14 protein-coding genes and 1 pseudogene are annotated in these 19091 nt (G+C 59.0%); 6 read left to right on the top strand and 9 right to left on the bottom strand.

What is annotated here, in order from left to right; translation table 11 throughout:
- Positions 1 to 18 precede the first annotated feature (18 nt).
- From U4Z64_RS00075 to U4Z64_RS00065, 3 genes are all read right to left on the bottom strand, one after another.
- Entirely contained in the window at positions 19 to 1599 is a 1581-nt protein-coding gene (locus U4Z64_RS00075) for an ATP-binding protein (RefSeq protein ID WP_321818870.1), read from the bottom strand.
- Positions 1600 to 1678: 79 nt separating this feature from the next.
- Positions 1679 to 4069, bottom strand: coding sequence for a hypothetical protein (locus U4Z64_RS00070; RefSeq protein WP_321818869.1), 2391 nt, complete (start codon positions 4067 to 4069; stop codon positions 1679 to 1681).
- A gap of 85 nt (positions 4070 to 4154) precedes the next feature.
- Positions 4155 to 5120 carry a hypothetical protein gene (locus tag U4Z64_RS00065; protein ID WP_321818868.1) on the bottom strand — a complete coding sequence of 322 codons (966 nt, stop codon included), beginning with the start codon at positions 5118 to 5120 and terminating at the stop codon, positions 4155 to 4157.
- A 586-nt stretch (positions 5121 to 5706) separates the two neighbouring features.
- Here U4Z64_RS00065 and U4Z64_RS00060 point away from each other — a divergent pair.
- The gene (locus U4Z64_RS00060) at positions 5707 to 6720 is read left to right on the top strand and encodes a hypothetical protein (RefSeq protein WP_321818867.1); all 1014 of its coding nucleotides are present in this window, start codon (positions 5707 to 5709) and stop codon (positions 6718 to 6720) included.
- Here the strand turns inward: U4Z64_RS00060 and U4Z64_RS00055 are convergent.
- From U4Z64_RS00055 to U4Z64_RS00045, 3 genes and pseudogenes are all read right to left on the bottom strand, one after another.
- Positions 6683 to 6919 (bottom strand): annotated as a pseudogene (locus U4Z64_RS00055) (type II toxin-antitoxin system PemK/MazF family toxin); the annotation flags it as partial. The gene U4Z64_RS00060 and the pseudogene U4Z64_RS00055 sit on opposite strands and share 38 nt — an antisense overlap.
- Positions 6913 to 7164 carry an AbrB/MazE/SpoVT family DNA-binding domain-containing protein gene (locus tag U4Z64_RS00050; RefSeq protein ID WP_321818866.1) on the bottom strand — a complete coding sequence of 84 codons (252 nt, stop codon included), beginning with the start codon at positions 7162 to 7164 and terminating at the stop codon, positions 6913 to 6915. The pseudogene U4Z64_RS00055 and the gene U4Z64_RS00050, both read right to left, overlap by 7 nt.
- 233 nt (positions 7165 to 7397) lie before the next feature.
- A complete protein-coding gene (locus U4Z64_RS00045) occupies positions 7398 to 10043 on the bottom strand; it encodes a DEAD/DEAH box helicase (RefSeq protein ID WP_321818865.1) in 2646 nt (881 codons plus the stop codon).
- A gap of 679 nt (positions 10044 to 10722) precedes the next feature.
- On the opposite strand from U4Z64_RS00045, the gene U4Z64_RS00040 reads away from it, so the two are divergent.
- Positions 10723 to 12519 (top strand): phage integrase family protein, encoded by a 1797-nt coding sequence (locus tag U4Z64_RS00040; protein WP_321818864.1) that lies wholly within the window; start codon positions 10723 to 10725, stop codon positions 12517 to 12519.
- Between the two features lie 355 nt (positions 12520 to 12874).
- Here the strand turns inward: U4Z64_RS00040 and U4Z64_RS00035 are convergent, their stop codons facing one another.
- On the bottom strand, positions 12875 to 13339 hold the full coding sequence (locus U4Z64_RS00035) for a hypothetical protein (RefSeq protein ID WP_321818863.1): 465 nt from the start codon (positions 13337 to 13339) through the stop codon (positions 12875 to 12877).
- A 90-nt stretch (positions 13340 to 13429) separates the two neighbouring features.
- Between U4Z64_RS00035 and U4Z64_RS00030 the strand changes: the two genes are divergently transcribed.
- Positions 13430 to 13675, top strand: coding sequence for a helix-turn-helix domain-containing protein (locus tag U4Z64_RS00030; protein ID WP_039321166.1), 246 nt, complete (start codon positions 13430 to 13432; stop codon positions 13673 to 13675).
- A gap of 943 nt (positions 13676 to 14618) precedes the next feature.
- Complete coding sequence (locus tag U4Z64_RS00025) at positions 14619 to 14918, top strand: H-NS histone family protein (protein WP_321818862.1); 300 nt, start codon at positions 14619 to 14621, stop codon at positions 14916 to 14918.
- Positions 14919 to 15518: 600 nt separating this feature from the next.
- Here U4Z64_RS00025 and U4Z64_RS00020 read toward each other — a convergent pair.
- On the bottom strand, positions 15519 to 16157 hold the full coding sequence (locus U4Z64_RS00020; protein WP_321818861.1) for a hypothetical protein: 639 nt from the start codon (positions 16155 to 16157) through the stop codon (positions 15519 to 15521).
- A 161-nt stretch (positions 16158 to 16318) separates the two neighbouring features.
- Between U4Z64_RS00020 and U4Z64_RS00015 the strand changes: the two genes are divergently transcribed.
- Entirely contained in the window at positions 16319 to 16627 is a 309-nt protein-coding gene (locus tag U4Z64_RS00015) for a helix-turn-helix transcriptional regulator (protein ID WP_321818860.1), read from the top strand.
- Entirely contained in the window at positions 16624 to 17856 is a 1233-nt protein-coding gene (locus tag U4Z64_RS00010; RefSeq protein WP_321818859.1) for a type II toxin-antitoxin system HipA family toxin, read from the top strand. The genes U4Z64_RS00015 and U4Z64_RS00010 overlap by 4 nt, the downstream gene beginning before the upstream one ends.
- A 617-nt stretch (positions 17857 to 18473) precedes the next feature.
- On the opposite strand, the gene U4Z64_RS00005 is transcribed toward U4Z64_RS00010, so the two are convergent.
- Positions 18474 to 19091, bottom strand: a 618-nt coding sequence (locus tag U4Z64_RS00005) for an ABC transporter ATP-binding protein (RefSeq protein WP_321818858.1), incomplete at its 5' end; no start/stop codon positions are given.

Genomic DNA, 19091 nt, shown 5'->3' with positions numbered 1-19091 from the left:
TTTTGTGGGAGATGCCGGTTAGGTTTGTTTCGACTTCGCCCGCCTGCACGTTTTCAATGCGGGAGGCGCATTTGGCGATTTGACCGCCTCCGTCAGAGCTCGACGTATCACTTCCTCGGAAGATAGTTTCCGGTCAGTCTCCAGAATGCGACGGACCAGGGACTCAGCTTCGATCTGCGTTCGCCCCATTTCAATCAACATGGCGACGGAGACCGAGAACGTTACAAGAAAGCCATCGCTCTCCGGATCCATACCGAGTTTGCGCCGCCGACGTTCACGCTCGATCCTTTCCCGAAACGCTTCGACGTCCGCGGTTGCAAGGTCCTCGCATTTGGCCAAGGTTATATAGTCCCTTGTACGTAACGCATGTAGCAAACATTTGACCGGGCCGAAACCAACCTTGACCGCTTCCCGGATGAGCGCGGGCGTAACCCTCACCTCACCTGCACGCAGTCCCATGTACTGCGTCAGCTTCCACGCCAACTTAGCGAAAGCGGGTAACCCAGCACTCACGTCGTGCAACACGCGTATGATCTCGTCGGGTTCGATCGGTGGGAGCGGAAGGAAATCGATATTGATCATTGCTTTCGCTAGATGCGTCCATTGTTCATCGATCGGAAACGGGTCCATCAAAATAAACCCGTCACTGACCACGCGACGAGCAGTACGCAAACTCTTAACGATGTACCGTTTGGCATCGGGCGTTCCGAGCAATATGAATGTACAGTGATTGCTGTTAAGTAAATTAGTTAGAAAATCGATTAGTTGAGTCTTCTCTGCCGTCTTCAAGGCAAATTGGATTTCATCAATCACCAGCACACCCGTAAAATGGCGACGTAGCACGTCATCCACCTTCAAGATGTAGTCCGCAGTATTCGAGCGGTACTTCACTTCGTCGACGTAGTGTGTCCGGAAGTGGAGATCAAACCAATACAAGATCCCCTTCATGAGCGTCAGGACAGAACCGTTGGGTGGACAAGAAACGAGAACCCATACCACCTGCACGAATCTTGCCGCAACTCCCTGAAACTCTTGATGTTCTACAATCATCGGGAACGTGCTCAGTACCATCTTCGCAAGCGTCGTTTTTCCCGCGCCCGAAATGCCGAATACCAGCTTGCATGCAGCATGTGAATCGCCCGGAGGACAGATCGGCCTCGGAGTTCCCGCTTGCGTCAAGACATAGTTTTCTTGCGCACGCTTCTTCAAGGAGCGCGTCGGCATAAGGTCCTGGTAGCGGTGACGCAATGCGATATGCAACCAACCCAACATCTCGACATGAGCGACCGTCAATACCAGGACATCTGATACGCGGTTGACCGCCAGAAGCTTCCGTTCTAGCGGCCACTTTCGATAACTCGGCGCATGGGGCACAGTAAACGTCATCGCCATTCCGTCAGTGATCAACTGCATCGGATTTAAAGGGGGCAACGCGAGAATCAGTGGGTTATCAGAATTTTCCCCTAGTTCTAGCTCTTGAGAGTGATAGATTGCAGAAACAGACGGACACATGTTGCGAAAAATGTAGTCGCTTTCGATCTGCACCGGCACATCCTTATAAGTGCCCTGCTCCATGCCGCCATTGCCATTCGATTTCATCGAAGTACTCCTAATAAATATACGATATGCGACACTCGCACTCGTCATCGGAGCTCATGAGCCGCTCATCGCTTTGCCGCTAGTCGCCAAGCAAGCCCAGCGTGTTGCGACGGAGACGAGCCGCGATTTCCGATTCGGTTGGATCCTCCGTCTGGTCCAAATCGCGTGAACCAGCCGTTGAGGTTGACACCTGCTGCCTCTTGGCGGTCCTTCCTTCTTCTTCGCGTGCCGCGCGCATTCCGACCGTCTCAGGATGAGTCAGCCCGGCGCGACGCAAGGCCTTCTTTTGCTCCTGCTTTGAACTACGACTTTCCTGCGCGTTGTTAAGGTTTTCCATCACGCGCTGAGGCTGCAGCGCCTGTTTTTGTTGCCGGGAGTTCGCCCGGTCGACCAGACGCCTGATGTTCCATTCCATAAGCTCAACGTCGCCTGGCATCTGCTTGTTTGTACCCGATTGGTAGCCATATTCCGGGCGGTCCTTCCCAACCAGGATGATTTGTGACATGTCGCCCGGATTGAACTGGATCGGCACCGCCTCGCGAGCGTGCTTGCCCCAGCAATGAATAAGTGTGCTTTCAATGTAGGGAGAGGTGTAATACACGCCTTGCCAGGCAAGTCCCCGGTCCGTGGGTCTGGCGGTCGCATGCGGCCACGTGGCCATACGGACTTCGTCCAACGAATGCTTGCGCAATGATCCAGTGCGATTGTCCATGCCCCAGTTCCAGCGATTAAGCGGCGTATCGGCCATGCCCTGGAAAATCATGTCCGGCTCCGCGCCTTCGCGCCCTATGGGTGTTTGGATGTAGACAAGGATGGCTCGCAGTAGCTTTTTGGTGAATTCGCTGAGCGTGTCTGTCGCATCCCATGCATAGTGCGGCGCTCCACGTGTCGTTGCGTCTTTCTCCACAACGCCGAAGCTTTCCCGCTCGAAACGTATCGGGATCGTTCCGAACGTGCGTTCAATCAGTCCGTGCTTCGTAGGATCACGCGCTTTGGGGTTGCTGATTGCAAGATGCATGTGCTGGTCGACCCTCTTCCATGCTTCGGCCTTCATGTAGTCGCCACCGCGATCGGCCATAAACCCGATCGATGGAAGATACTGACAAGGCCACTGATGCTGGTCGATGTGGAGCCCATACCTCGCACAAAACTCGTCTTTGGGTGTGACGATGTTCTCAAGGACCAGCGCTACCGCCTCAAAGGATGGCGGGTCCAAAGTGGCGAGAACCCCGACAATCATTCGGCTCCAGACGTCCATCACCAGATAAACGGTCGGCCTCCCAACCACAAAAATCCGGCTAAATCGCGATACCAAGTACACATCTGCGACGGTGGCGTCGATCATGAATTCAGCACCAGGCCCTACACAGTGTTGCAGCGCATGCCCGTGTTTGGGACGTCCGGTCAGCGCGTACGTCCGCTCTCCCATAGCGCGGCGCTTGCGAACAACGACCGGAACCCGCGTCAGCCAATAGTGTTGAAATTGCCGCAGGGTGACTTCTTCAAACGGTGCCAGCTCGAGCTTGATGACTTGGCCGGCGGCATCCCGCACTTCCCGGGTGCAACGGCAAACATAGTTGAGATGGTCCACCATGTCCTGCATGGTTCGACGCCGGCGCCGGCCATCTCGCGTCGGCGTCGCATGCGGCCATTGTTCGGCGCGTGCGCGGCCCGTCCGCTGAGCTTGTTTTGCTTCTTTTCCTAGGCGCCGCGCTGGAAACTCTGCGCTTGCGCTCGTGCTCTTGATGTGCTCCATTAGTCTATCGGGTACATCAACCTGCCATGGTCCCTCCTTGCTGGTCAAATAGATGTCGACGTACTGCTCGAAGAGCCGGTTTAGCTGCTCGGAGGGAATAGCGTAGTGACCCACGCCGGATGGCCGACGCCCCGGTCGGCTCGTGAACTGCCTTTCCTTGAACTCGGCCTTCACGTCGCTGCCGTCGCGAAGACGTGCAGGTTGCGCTGCGCGGCCGCATCGCCAAAAGTCGCTGGCTAACGACGACGGAGTCATGCCTCGTTGCAGATACAGGCGATGTAGTCGCCGAATCAGTTGAATGCTGACGCGCTGGTCGTTCGCATGTTTTTCGAACGTCTGCCGTCGTTCTGCTCCGGGATATAACGTCTTCTTGAATAGATCAAGATTCTCCACCAACGCCTTGATACGATTCCAGTTATCTTGGCTCTTCCAAACGTGGCCCTCCGTTCGGCTTGTAACTTGTTTGAATTCATCAAACGGATCCTCCTTTACCCGAACAAGCCGGTCCTCACTCTGGCAGTCGGACGCCGTTCGCCTTTGAAACTCGGTAATTGGGACGTGCCTGATCTCCAAGTGACTGCCAAAGACATGGCATAGCGCAACGTCAGGTGCCCCGCCGCCGGCGAGCACCACCCGATACAATTTTCCACTCGATTCGTCGCGCACCAGCTCTCGACATGCCGGCAGCGCGAAGCGCTGTACCTCTTCCTTCATCTCACCTCCCATCAACTGATGACACGCACAGGCCACGAGACGGCATCTCCAATTGATCGCGCGCGCCTTTTGCCGGGTTGCCTCTTCAATTCCTAATGCTCCCTGCTCGCTGACCCGCTGTTACATCGACAGAGAAATCGGAATCGCGCGCAAGGAACGAGCTCACAAACTGCCGTGGGTCGTCTGCAATTCGGATGAAGCCCGTTGATTGCTCTAAGAGAATAGGCACGTCGAGACGGCACTCCATCGCATGGCAGGCAATCAACTGAAGCACTGCACGTGCACACTCGGCGCGCGTGAGATCGCTCGCGCGTGCGGCGGCGCTACAGGCGTCCGAAATTCGGGCGTCGTTGCGGCGACGTAATCGTCGAATCACTGCTTCTTGTGCGCACTGCTCGCGATCATTGAGACCGTACGCGACGAGTTGCTCGCCGTACCCGAACAGCAACCAGAGATTGCGTACACGGAAGCTGTTGAGCCCAAGTGAGTACGTCGTGCGCGAGCCCACACCCGCCCGTCGCCAAAATTCTCGGATGATCAGCCAGCCGGAGGACATTCCAGCCGCACAATCGCGCGCCGAAGCCGAGTGAACCGCGGTCCAACTGTAGTTATCCGATTCGAGCTTGCAGACCAACAGGTCCGTAGTCAGGATGCGTGGGCTGCCGTCCCTATATGTCGGATGGTTGACGCCGATGGAACGCGCGATGCGTACCGTTTCGTCTACGTCCACCAACGGGAAATATTCACGCAGATCGCGCGTCCGGGGATCCCAGTGCTCTTCGAGAAAGGTGGCCAACGCCATATCCGAAGGCAGCGCGATCTGACGTCCGCCGCAACGGCTACAGGAGAATCGGTGCATGCGGCCGACGCCTCGCAGTTCGCGAAACGTCCTGCCCGGCACGTAGGTGCCCCATTCGCCTGAGCCGCGCCCCTCTTTGGCAAAGCGGACTCGGGCTTTATCTGACAGACTGCTGTCGCCGCAAAGCGGGACATTGCCGCCCGACCTTTCAAGCTTGCGTGGGTCTCTGTAAAACTGGTAATCATTGGACATGACGGTGCCCTCCACAGCGAACATGGATACGCGGTACTAGTCGATGCGCTGCCCCCACACGCGCGCCACCAGCGGCGGCGCTGGTGCAACGAGCGGTTTCAAAACCGCTCGTCAATACGACGGCGGTCGTCGCGCACAACAGCTCCGGATGCGTCGGGACGAGCGCTACCCGCGATTTTTTAAAAAAATCGGGGTTCGCTTGACTCCCGGGGAAGGGCTGAGTAGGATGGGACCGTCGATTCAGGTAATTCGATGCAGTTCCGAAAAGGCCTCTTGGGTTGCCGCCCAAAGGCCTTTTTTCCTTTCAGCCCCACAATCTATGGTCCGTTCATAGCGTTTCCTCCATGTACCAATCGGTACCCATTTTCGGGACGCGATGCATTCCCGCCGTCGCCAGCACGAGTCCGGCGCAAGTTCATAGCAGAACAGCTTAGCGAGCGTGCTGCGAATAGCAAAAGGAATGCGCTTCAACAAATAGGGCCATCCCGGGGAGAGCGATATACCGGGATTTGTTGGATGTTGGGGGTCGGTTGTACTTAACGTGTAATGGTGTATTCCAGCGCTGTCCGCGGTCTTGGCCGAGCAAATGGATCCCTTGTCACCAAATGAATTTCGGTACTGGCGGGAGTTGCAGCTGCCAGCGGCCGATGTGCAGGAAAAAAGAAAGGTGCCGATGCATCGTCGGCTGGCGGGGCTGCGTGGTATGTCATGGGGCGTGTCCGCCGTTCACTACACCAACAGAACGGCGTCGTGGTTGAGCCAATTGTTCAGCGTGGATCCGACAATCTGCAGTAACCAGTTGAGCGATCACACCTCGAGCAACAGCAAGATCGTCTATCAATATTTGCGGGGAGAACGCGCGCCGACTCTGGGTCCGCGAGGCAAATACGGGCACGATCTGACTGGGGCCGTGAATGCGCTTCCCGGTGGTGCCATGGCGCGTCTATGGCTTAACTCCCCGCTCTGGGAACTGCTCAAGGGTCATCTTTCGGCGGAGCGCGTAAGAGGCATCTTGTCATGGACGCGAGAGCCTCTACCGGGCATGCCGGTGCGTGAGTACATTCGTGCGTGGGCGCTCTATCGGCTCTCCACGCTTGAGCAAGCGCCGGAAGCGGAGCAGCACGAACGCGCAATCGCGATTGCGCGCCTGCATTCCCCGTTGAATACGGACGATCGGGTGTTTAGCTATATCAAAGGGCCGTTGGAACACTACCTCATTGAGCGCGAGCCGCAGATACCGCTTGAACGTCCTCGATCGAGATCCGGTCGGAAATCGCGGCTGTTCATCAAGATGCAAGAGGTCACCAAGAGACAAGCGCAGAGACAGAATCGGTTCGATAACGGCGTCAAACGATATCGCAGATCAGGACGTCAACCTGATCGCCGGTTTCTCAAGGAGTTCGCTGATCCTTGGAACACCTTCGTGCGATGGTGCAATGACTGGGACGCATTGCATGCGGAATCGAAAGAGTTCCAACGTCTCAAGGCCGGATGGGAGCCTCTCTGTTGGGTATGGAAGATCCCAATATGTGCGAGCAAATACTCGCTTCCTCGAGGGCTTATAAGCGGGCCATCGGTATCGCGGAGAGCTCGGTGTTGAGTTTGGCTACAAATCCAGCAAAGCGTGCAAACTCGCCTCCTTGCGTGATGTGCGCGACAAGCGCCACCTCAAGGGCATTGAACGCTGCCGGAGGCAGCACGAGCGCGGAACGAAAGTTATCTTGCTGCTCGCGCCCAACGGTCGAATTCAGGCTCACACGCACTATGTCCCCTCGCTCAAACTTCACCCGCCTCACCATACCTCACGCCTCACCGGATTGACCTCACCCCACGCAGCCATGTCCGCTGGAAAAGGGGCTTTCGCATCGCATTGAGCGATCAGATCGTCGAGTGCGTACCTGCGGCGTGCGGGTGTCAGCAATACGCCGTCCGGGCGGACATCGGCGTTAAGGGAGTCTCCCACAGAAGCATGCATTTGCTCGAGCAACACGGCGGGCAGACGAACTGCAGCGCTATTACCCCACTTCTGAATTTTGAGTTCCACGACACCACTCCAAATGCTGATCCGTTGTAGAAACACCGACGCAAAACCTCAAGACAATTATATCTACTTTGGATCTACGTGATACTTGGTGGATGACGCCAGGTCCACATCGTTTTGTCAGAAACCGGTCATTGACGCGATCGAATAGCTCCTTGGCCCCAAGGCGCCGTCCCGAGGACGGACATCCCGGGGCCAAATACTAGTAGTCCTAGTCAGTTCTCGATCTGCAGTAGTTAAACATGAGTCAGGCAGTCGACAGCGGCCTTGTCTTGCAAATACCTTGAGATCGAGTCGAAATCGATACCGCGCTCCTTGAGCAAATTAGCTGCGTCGGCCTGCCACACAAGATCACCTTGCTCAAAGAATGTGGCACGCAACTCTCTGATCGTTTGCAACGCAATCTCTGCCCATTTCTGGAATTCACTAAGTTTCCAGTATGAGAGCCCGCCTGCATGAGGCACCGCAGCCTTGCGAATGCTCTTCGCCGGCGAGACAAGCACCGGCAAATATTCGCACCCCGCCGACTCGGTGACATGTGCACGCATCCAATCCGGATGCGATGTCGCCTGTCGAGCCTTTGTGACGTCCAACTCACCGGCCTCCGTGGTATTTACATAGTCCTCAAATACAATGCATCGTGACTCGCAGATCCACCAGGGATCTGGTGACCCCTCTTCTTCGACCTTGCCCGAGACGAATCCCAACAGACTACCGAGTTCCACCTGAGCTTGCTCAAACCGCGCCGGGTCCAAAAGACCTTCCAGAATCAAGCGTTCCTTCTTTGCAAACTCTCGGTCGTGAGTAGCACCAAGCCGGGTGAGCTCTGCACCGATTCTCTCGACCTGTCGCTGGAGGGCGAGATCGGCAGCGTTCGCGGTGACAACATCACTGACTTCTCGTCTCGCGAATTCCGTCAGCCAACTGAGCTCAGGAGCACATTTGTACGCCTCGCGAAAATAGTGGCGCGCTTTCGACTCGAGTGATGAGATGCCACGATCAGCGCCGAGGTAGCTGGCGGAACCTGCGAGATAATTCCAGAGCGCTCGATACCCGCGAAGCGAAGGTGCAGCCAGAGCACCCAGCACCCGCTCCGCGGCGCCGACTGCCGTCTCGTAATCATGGCGCCATAGTGCCGTCTGATAGTCGACCTCCCAGGAGACTGCTGCCTGTAAGTCGTCAATACCCGGCAGGAAGGTCTGATGCGAGCGATTACGATCGTCGACGATCGATTGGTTTGCTGCCTCCCACGCCTTACCGTTCTCAAGGAATATTTCAAAATTATCGATCAGATCGGCAACTGTCGTGTTCTTGGACTGGTATGTACCAAACTTGATCTCCGCTTGGAGTTCGGGATGGAAGTACTCGCGGCGGCGAATATCGGCCAAGTAGTCAGGTAACTCTTCCCCGGAAACCACAACAGCAGAAAAGTCCTCCAGTGATCGTGTGCATCGACCAATCGCCTGCACCACGCGGGTCTGGATCCGCTCGTTGTAGAGCGTGTTCGCTCCCATGCGCGTCATCAGAAATCGTTCCTGAGAGTTCATCGCTTTCGGCAATCCCTCAATAAACAGGAGACGACATTCGTCGCCCGCGAAATCGACACCGTCGTATCGATTTGCCACGATCGCTACTGCATTCTGGCTACTGACAAATGCAGTCTTGGATTCCTCGATATCGCTCGCACGAAAAACAGGATATTTCAGAGACTCATCAACTTGATCAGCAATGGCATCCGCGATCCTGTCGCTCGGTACCAAAACGACGCTCCGCCCCGCCCGTTTCATCAACTCCGCTCTCAGCGCAGGAATCTCGGCAGTCGTCAGCGACATCTCGGGGAAAATGAAAAATCGCCGGCCGACCCCCTGCGTATCCCAGCCCTTCGGGGCGGGCAGTCGGTAAATTGACTTACGTCCGGTCAACCGCTCGAGATCCCCTCCTACGCCAAGCGTTGCCGACATATATACGCGCTGCTTGGCGTCATCGAAGGCAGCATGAGAGAACGTCGGTGGAAGGATGGGTCGTATCAAGATGTCCTGCGACGACAAGTACACGTGACATGCATCGAGGTGATCGCGCAGCAAAGACCACTGATAGGCAAGATCGTTACCCTGCGTATGAGCATCAAGAATTTCAATGAACTCACTTCGCACCGCGAGAAGTGCCGGGGTCGCAAGTTTGTCCACCCATGTCCGGTCAACAACGTCTTCCCAAACGCCGCGAAGGCGTGACAAATCCGTCGGCGTCAAGTGCTTCGCAAGCGCGTTTGTCAAAGCCTGATGGAGTGCGACATGCTCCTCCTCTACTCTGCTGACACGCATCGTCCAGTACGCAGCAATGTAATTCTCGCTCGCGTGCGCGTCGTCAACAAAGATGACGTCAGCGTTATCAAAAAAGGGGTTCGTATTGAACATCCCCGAGTATGTGGTAATTGCAACCTTCTCCGCCTGCTGGTAGTCAGCCCTGCTCGATGGCGCATAGTCACGTTGCTTGCCAACAAACGTCGCAACTGACAGACCGTACTTCTCATTTGCCTGCTCGGCGACCTGATGAACTAGCTGCCGCGTTGGGCACAGATACACCACGCGCTCTTTGAACTTCCGCCGACGCCATTCCGCGATCAACAGTCCGACAAGTGTCTTGCCACTGCCCGTCGGCAGTTGCAGAGCAACGTCGGGCCGTTCGATCGCCTGCGCTGCATAGGCCTGCATGATTTCGGCCTGGTGCGGCAACACGTCAGGGAACTTCCGACGAGTTAACTCTCGGAACAACTTGTCCGGAGTCTCGGGAACCGATACATCTGTAGGTGGTGTCTTGAAGGCCATATTCTTGAATTTTCTTGATAAAGGTCTCTCTCGCAATTTCTCCAGCTCGGAGTCCATCGAATGACAATCGCATGACAACGACGGCAAACAAGGCTGGAACCAAGGCGTTACGCGTCACATTTCATGATTTCCCGCGATATCAAAATATCCACGTACGCGATAACGCTGCCCCCTAGCCGAGGGTGCAGCTATATTACCGTCCCGGCACACCAACTGCATTTTCCCGAGACGTCCACTGTGCTAATTTCCGAGTGGCTCGGTAAACCTTGCGTGGTTGGCATTAGCCCGACAGGACACTCAACGACTCCGCTGCAAACGATTAGCTCGGATAGCTGAGACCGGTACTAGTATTCGCCGTGCACCCGATCACGAACCGCAGGGTCAACGCGCGGTCAATCGTTCGATCACGATCCCAGCTATGGGTCTGGGGTTGCGGATATCTATAGCGAAAACCGCGTCGTTGACTGTACAGCCAAGGAAACTGCGCATTTCGATCGATCGCAACCGTCCGCTTGCGGCGCACCTGGTTCCGGGCGCCGGCACATCCTCAATCGTTCCGCACAAATGGCTCGCTGTCGGGGCGCCGTCGTCGGCCCCCCTCGCTTCTAGTTTTGTTTTTTGGGGCAGCCTCTTGTCAGGGTCGGGTGAAAACACGTTCGGCGGAGGATGTCCCCTCAAGTTATTTGCGATAAATACTCTTATCGCAAGCATCTTCCTGACGACCTAAACTGGTTGTATGAAAACCGCTCCCGCCCCGCGCTCACGCACGGGGAACGGATCGTTAGCCGGAACGCCCGCTGCCCCGCCCGAGCTCCCCAGCCTGTCCGAGCTGGCAGCCCTGCATGCCTGGCACGAAGGACTCACCGCGCGCGCCGCCGTTATGCGCTACCTCGACCACGCGCGCGACGATGGCCAGTCATCGCGCGGACTGCTGGGCCGCATTCGTCGCCAACTTGTCGCGTGCGCGATGGCCCGCCAGCGCGATGACCTGATCGCGCTTTTCATGCACCCGGCCGCGGACCGGACCCGCCATGCGGCGCAAGTCGTCGCGGCGCTCGACGTGTTGCGCACCACGCCCCTTCCCGTGCCGCAGCCGGCCGACCCCGTGGATCGGTGGCTGCCGCCGCGCATCGCACGCGTCCTCGCCGCGGCGTGCGTCGCCTCGCTCGCCGATCTGCTGGTGCGCAGGGCCCACCGCAAAGGCTGGTGGCGGACGATTCCGGGGCTGGGACGCCAGGGTACGCAATGTGTCGAGGCGTTCCTCGCGGCGCATCCCGAGCTGACCCGGCGCGCCGCCGCGCTCATCACCTACAAGGCCGACGGGACTCAACTCGTCCCGCTGTGGTCACTTGAGTCCCTGCCCGCGGCCCTCGATGGCTCACACGGCCGCTTCCGGGCCCCACGTGACACCTGCGGCCTCGCCGCGACCAACGACTACCAGGCCATCGAGGCATGGCTGGCGCTGCACGAGGCGGCGCACACCGCCCGCGCCTACCGGCGCGAGGCCGAGCGGCTGCTGCTGTGGGCGATTGTGGAACGCCGCACCCCGCTGTCGTCGCTCACGACCGACGACGCAATTGCCTATCGCGCGTTCCTGCGGCATCCCACGCCCGCCGCACGCTGGATCGGGCCGCCGTGCCCGCGCGCCACACCGGCCTGGCGCCCGTTTGCCGGGCGCCTGACAACGCGCTCCACGGCCTATGCGCTGGCGGTCCTGCGCGCGCTCTTCGGGTGGTTGGTGGGCCAGCACTATGTGGTCCTCAACCCGTTTGCGGGGGTGACGGTACGCGGTGGGACAACGCGCGCGCCGTTCGATACCGGACGGGCACTGACCGGCCGCGAATGGAAGATCGTGCGGGCTGCGGCCGACCAGCTGCAGCGGACCGGCTGGACCACACCGGCTGCAGAGCGGCTACGATTTGTGCTGGATTTCGGCTACGCGACCGGGCTGCGCGCGCAGGAACTGGTCACCGCGACGCTCGGTGACATTGCGGCGGACGCGCGGAGCGCGTTATGGCTCGAGGTGACTGGCAAGGGTGCAAAACCGGGGCGCGTCGCCCTGCCGCCGCTCGCGCGGGACGCGCTGCGTCGGTATCTCAAGGCGCGGGCTCTGCCGGTCAGGCGTGCCCGCTGGCATCCGGCGACCCCGTTGGTGGCATCGCTAAATGAAGAGCACCGCACCGGACGCCACGCCCATGCCAGTATCAGTGCGGCGCGGCTGCGGCAGGTGGTGGGGGGATTTTTCCGGGCGGCGGCGGAGCGCGTGGCCGCGCGCGATCCGGCGCTCGCCGAGAAGCTACGGCGCGCAAGCCCCCACTGGATGCGTCATACACATGCCACGCACGCGCTGGACGCCGGGGTCGAGCTCGTCGCGGTGCGTGACAATCTGCGTCACGCCTCGGTTGCGACAACCTCGACCTACCTGCATGCGGAAGAAGCGAAACGCGCGCGCCAAGTCAGCGCGGCGTTCCGGCGAGCGTCGTCACACACGTCGCACCGGCAGACCGCGTCCCGCTCAGGTAGCAACTTGTAGCATCCTCGTCGGGATGCCGACTGGCGGCACCACAATAAAAGTGCGATCGAGCACAGCACCCGCCGATCAGGAGTGGCTCACGATAGTCAAAACTCGATTGAAATTGTGCAATGCTCAACGGATTTTGGAACGCAGCAGACTTTCTTGTACACGAACGGCGAACCTTACGTTCCAGCAGACTTTGTTGTGCACCGATATCGGCACCGCGTCGGCCCCTTGTCACGACCGCCAATCTGCAGGGCTCACCTGCGCGCGGCCAAGCATCCAAAGACACGATGAATTGCCCATTCGAGTGCCCCAACTGCTTCGGTGACGGCACCCCATGACAGTGCCAGCCCACACGGTCTATGCGAGGTCACTGCCCCGAGCCTGAGGCCGTCCCGCGCGCCTGCCAGACGCGCCTGCCGCGGGCGTAGTGCGTCGCGAAACCATGAGGCACGGAAAACCTCCGCCCTGCCGTCGTTGTGAACTGCGTCACCATCAACAGCACGCGATCGCTCTCGCTGACTTCAGTCGCCCCCACCCGGATCTCGCTCAGGGGATCCAGATACCACTCCTCCACCGGGCGCCCTCGGCGGGTACTCACCACCGCCGCCCCACGCAGCACGTTATCGCCATCGAGAAACTGATCAAGCGACGCCGCTCCAGACGTGAGATCCATCCAGATCACGTTCGACACACCGCGCGCTCGCTTTTCCGACACTCGCAGGACCAGCAAATCACCAGGCGTCCACTGCTCCATCACGGCCCATACGCCTGCGCCCGCGCCGGCCACCGCCGACTGAAGCGGCAAACGGTTTTCGTCCTGAATCAGAAACATATTCCCCAACGCTCGAGAGCCTGGCAGCACCCGCATAAATGGGTCGTAAATGCCGTGGCCAAACGACCATCATACCGCGACCATGATGAGATGCAAAGGGTATCAGGCAAACTGGACGATGCAGGACATCTGGCCGCAATTGGCGCGACGGTTCGCGCTCGTCGGCTGGAATTCGGCGTCTCCCAGGAGGCGCTTGCCCATGCAACCGGGATCGACCGAAGTCATATGGGTCGCATCGAACGAGGGGAGCGCAATCTGACGATCCTCAACCTCATCAGGATCGCAGGCGCCCTGGATATCTCGCCGTCGAAACTTCTAAAGACCGCGGGTCTTTAAAGTCCGGCCTAACCAGGCGAGTCGTGGCCATCGCCGATCAGTGCGCTTTTGACGACCCTTCTGACGCAGACGCGAAAAGTTGCCGGACAGCAAATCGCAGAGCTTGCGATGAACCCCACCGTTCGATTGGATGGACTCCCCTCGCGCGGCAGACAGAGTTCAGATTCACGGACCTGTTCGAAGGCCTCGGGACCGACACCGATCAGATGTCGATAGAGGCGGGGGCGATATTTGGTCGCTTGCCGCCCCATCTCGTGGCAGAGACCCCGAACGCACCTGCTCAGCAAAATCGAATCGCACGCTATCCGCAGCGCCCCACCTCCAGCGCGGCGGCCACCCGCAGCTTTGCCGGGGGCCGATTGCGCTGCAGACGGCGAGCTTGCAGGGCATCATCGAAGCGCACCTGAACCGGTTACCCTCCACCCGCCAGCGAGCCGGTACTATTACTGCGAGCGTCCGCCGGTTCGCCCAGACGCGCAGCAGCCGGCCTCGATGACGATACCCATCGCCTTCATGGTTGTCGGTACGCGCATGCCGTTCGCGCCAGCGATGCCACCGCATCACAACACTGTCGCAGCGGATGCATGCTGCGCGGATGCGCAAAGTGTCGAGACGACCGAAGCCATATTCTCACGGCTTCGCCCTGTGGCGCTATCTGGCTATCGAGCTTCGTACCTGTCGCTCCTGCGACAGAGAGCTTTGTCATTGCGTTGGCAAAGCGTCGGATTTGGCAAAACATTGCCAGTGCCACGCCAATCATGCGTCAGGGATAGCGCTGGCGCCGGCAATGATCGGTCAACCTTTCAGGAGGATCGCAATGCTCACCTTGAATGCCAATGCGTCGAAGCCCACGAACCCGAACGAGCAATGCGTACTCGCGATTCGCTCCTTCACGTAGGTCGAAACCGCTATCATGTGCGCAACACAATTAGAGGATAAAAAGATGGCGACTTACAAGGAGCTGAAAGCTCAAATGGACACCTTGGCAGAGAAGACTGAAGCCGCCCGGATAGCTGAATTCCAAGCTGTTGTTGACGACATCCGTGCCAAGGTCACGGAGTACGGCATTACCGAGCAGGATATCTTTGGTATACGTCGCGGCCGGTCGGCAAAGCAGACAAAGGCGCCGCTAGAAGCAAAATATCGCAATCCCAAGACCGGCGCAACTTGGTCGGGCCGCGGCCGCGCGCCTGCCTGGATCAAAGATGCCAAGAACCGCAATCGATTCCTGATTCAGGAGTAAATCTCTCCACTATGACGTGGCTAGCCGCGGAAACGTAATATCCGCGGCAGTCAAAGCATGTTCATAAAGCACCCAATGAGCACACTGGACATAGTCCTGGTTCCGCCATCTTTCATCGGGTGGAACAGTCTCTTGGTCATCAAGCTCGATTGCCGATCGACTGTCAGCGGCCGAGATGGATTGTTTCAATCCGCGCCAACATCTTCTCGCCTTACTCAGGATGCGTGCGTTTCACCATGGCGACCTGTCCACGAACTCTGTTTACAGGCATCTTGTATCCCTCGCCGACATCGACAGCCGCGTTCGCGCGATGAAGCCGCGATGCGATCCTACAATGTTGAAATTTTGGCACGGAGACTTTTTTCTTCACCACTGGGCCATTAACGGACATCCGCCCGTTGCGTCGTTGAACATCGTGCTTGGAACGCTTGACCGAGTAACCATGCCTGTTCACGAACGCGAACATTGTGGTATTTACCCGCGCCAAGCCGATGCTTCGGGGTAGCGGGTGCGGTAGGCGCGGTACCACACCTGGGGACTGTCGGGCGTGACGGTAACGACACGAAACCGTTCCGATTCGTCCGGGCGCGCAGACCTCCATCAGGCGACGTACGACGCCCCGCTCAGGTGCCGCGCCGCACCGACAACAGCGTCATGGCGATCAAGCGCATCCTTCGGAGCCATAGCTTGCCCGGTATGTGCGCCGGTACCGGTAATCCATCCGTTCGGGAAATGGAACCACGCCGCGATGCGCCACGTGTCGCTGACCTCACCCAGCGCAGCCAAGATGGATTTGATCACCGGCAGCGGCTGGCACATTTCGTCGAATTGATACGCCGCGAAATAGTCTTTGCCGTCGAGGCTCACGCTGTAGATGCGACCACGGCGCTTCCAGTCGTTCGTTGGCTGGGACTTGTTAGCTGGCGGCGCAGCTTGTAATTCGTTGACCTGCTCGGCCGTGAGCCACTCACCATGCGCGAGGATCTCGCGCATCGTCTTCTGTCGTTGGATGCGCTCCTCAATCAGCGGAATGGTCGGTGCCGACAGGCGTGTAACGATCGAGGCAATTTCGTCGGCTCGCAGGACCAGGCTCCTTTCGAACGAGAAGTCTTCCAGAAGGATCAGGAGCGCTTCCTCGAAGCTCTGTTTCAGCGACAACACGACCGCCGGATTGGTTCCGGCCGGCAGAGCCAGCTTCAGCTCGAGGGCAGCCGACGGCTTCTCCTGCACATCGATCATGGCAACCTCACTGAGTGCGATATTGCCACAACCCTACATCACATCGTCAATCTCGCCCAGCCCTGGGAGACTGTCTGAGCGGACGCACGGACAGTTGAACATCATATAATCGTCATTAAAATGACTGTTGTGCGGAAATTTCGATACGAACCGCCATCCAAATGCAATTTGACCTTGCAACGCCGCAGGAAGTCGCGGGAGAGCTCGGGCAGCGCCTTCGCACGCGTCGTCTGGCGCTGAACCAATCGCAGGCTGACACCGCCGCCCGAGCGGGCGTTTCTCTCGGCGCGGTGCGCAACCTCGAGCGGACCGGGCTGGTCACGGTCGAGGTTATGTTGCGCGTGGCCGGCACGCTCGGACTTCTCCAGCAGCTTGAGCCGGTGTTCGTCACGCGCCCCGTGACCATTGAGCAGATGGAGGCTACCAGCCGATCACGTCGCCGTGCGGGCCACAAAAAGGCAACGTCATGAAAAAACTCACCGTGATCTACGCCGGCTGGGGCGAGCGTTTCCCGCTGGCGCAGCTGGCGGACGACGGCCGCACCCTTCTGGCCCAGTACACCCCGGAGGCGCTGGCTCGTGGGCTGGAACTGTCGCCCTATCAGCTGAAGCTATCGCGCGATGCATACGACGATTTTCCCCCGCATCAAAACCGCCTGCCCGGCCTTGTGAGCGATGCACTCCCGGATGGCTGGGGCATGCTGTTGATGGACCGCCTGTTCCGCAAGAACGGTATCGACATCACCACGGTCTCGCCTCTCGACCGGCTCGCTTTCATCGGGGAAGGTTCGATGGGGGCACTGGCATTTGAGCCGCCGGCCGCCCAGCAACTCGAGCGGCGCGACCTCGAACTGCTCCAGATCGCGCAGGCGGTGCGCAACGTCCTCGCCGACAGCGGCGACGACATGTTGCAAGAACTGGCACTGATGGGCGGTGCGCCGCACGGCGCTCGCCCGAAGGTCCGCGTGAACATCGACCCGACCACGGGCATCGCGTCCCCACGGGAGAACGCGCCCGGTTCGCCGTGGCTCGTGAAGTTCCCCGGTCAGGGGGAGGACCCGGAAGTTTGCGCAATCGAATACGTCTACGCGGACATGGCCCGTCTGGCAGGCATTCCCATGCCGGCGACGCAGTTCTTCGCTCTGGGCGACGATCTGACCGCGTTTGGCATCGAGCGATTCGATCGCGTTGATGGGATGCGCGTCCCGATACACACGGTTTCCGGGCTTGCGCATGCGAACTTCCGCCATCCGACGCTTGACTATCTATCCGTGCTGCGGCTCACCCGCTTCCTCACCCGGGACGAGCGTGAGGTGCTGCAAATGTACCGACGCTGCGTATTCAATGTGGTCTTTCACAACCGGGACGACCATTCGAAGAACCTGTCGTTCCTGATGAAGCGAGACGGTTCGTGGAGTGTCTCGCCCGGGTACGATCTGACATTCAACGAAGGCCCGGGCGGCTATCACCAGTTGGATGTATGTGGCGAGGCACTGCAGATCGGACGATCGCACCTGCTCGACCTTGCATCCAAAGCAGGTCTGAAGAGGAGCGCCGCCGCTGCGGCCATTGACCAGGTATGCTCGGCAGCCGACCATTTCAGCGCGCTAGCGTGTAACCTGCCGATCCGCTCCTCGACCTGGAACCGCATTTCGGAGAAGGTAATGGGTTTACGAGACCTCGTCAGCGCCGCAGCCTAAGCCTGCGGCGCGTTCCCCCTATCCGGCAAATCATCCCGCTACATTCCTCGCCCAAGATACATATAGACCATCGGACTCGCACTCCTCTTCAACGACAACCGTGATCGAACCTGCCCCGATGTTGCGAGAACTTGGCGAAATGACGGAATTGGGCCTCTCATCTTTCGGGCTGCCACGCCGATCGCGCCAAGTCTAGAATCCTCAGAAACGCCGTGCTTTGGCGCAGAGGTCAGTCGGGCGTCCAAGCAGTTCAAATCGGCGCGAACGCCGCTGGAACGCCCTCCCGTGGGCCCTTCCGCTTCATGCGTACTGAGTCGCTTCCTTCCCATACGGAGTGTGAGTTCTCGGTGCCGGTCATCCCGGCCCGCCGACTCGTTCTTTCGATTCCCGAGAATCTGCTTAGACCACCGCACTTCATCGGTATACATTCCGATGCCGATGTTAATTATGTCAAGCAAGGCGAGAATGAAAACCGATATTGGTGGCGACCGATGGTCCCTCGCGACAATTCAAGGCGTCGACCCGGCCAAGGCTGTCACGGCAACCCGTGACAGCCTTTCGAAAGCCCTTGCGCGGCACGCCGGCATCCGCCGCCGCGCCGCACCGGGCCCGCTCATTTACTCACCCAGATACGCAGCCCGCACCTTCGGATCGTCGAGCATCTGCTTCGCGTCGCCTTCCATCGTGACCGTGCCGGAATCCATCACGTAGCCGCGATCGGCCGCCTGCAGCGCGAGGCGCGCGTTCTGCTCGACCAGCAGCACCGTGATGCCCTCCTTCGAGATCTCGCGCACCACTTCGAAGATCTTCTCGACCATGATCGGCGACAGCCCCATCGACGGCTCGTCGAGCAGCAGCAGCTTCGGCTTCGACAGAATCGCGCGCGACATCGCCAGCATCTGCTGCTCGCCGCCCGACAGCGTGCCCGCGAGCTGCGTTGCACGCTCCTTCAGGCGCGGGAAGAAGCCGAACATCCGGTCGACGTCCTGCTTGATCTGCTCCTTGTCGTTGCGCAGATACGCGCCCATCTGCATGTTCTCGATGATCGACATCCGCGCGAAGATCCCGCGGCCTTCCGGCACCATCGCGAGCCCGCGCTTGAGCAGCTCGTGCGACGGCACGCCCTTGATCGACTTGCCGTCGTACTCGATGTCGCCCGCCGAATACGGCTTGAGACCCGTGATCGCCTTCATCGTCGTGGTCTTGCCCGCGCCATTCGCGCCGATCAGCGTCAC

It is taken from the genome of Burkholderia sp. BCC1996, assembly GCF_905339955.1.
In the GTDB taxonomy this organism is placed as follows: domain Bacteria; phylum Pseudomonadota; class Gammaproteobacteria; order Burkholderiales; family Burkholderiaceae; genus Burkholderia.
Note: the sequence above shows the minus strand (reverse complement) of the source record. Positions and strands in the feature narration are given on the sequence as shown.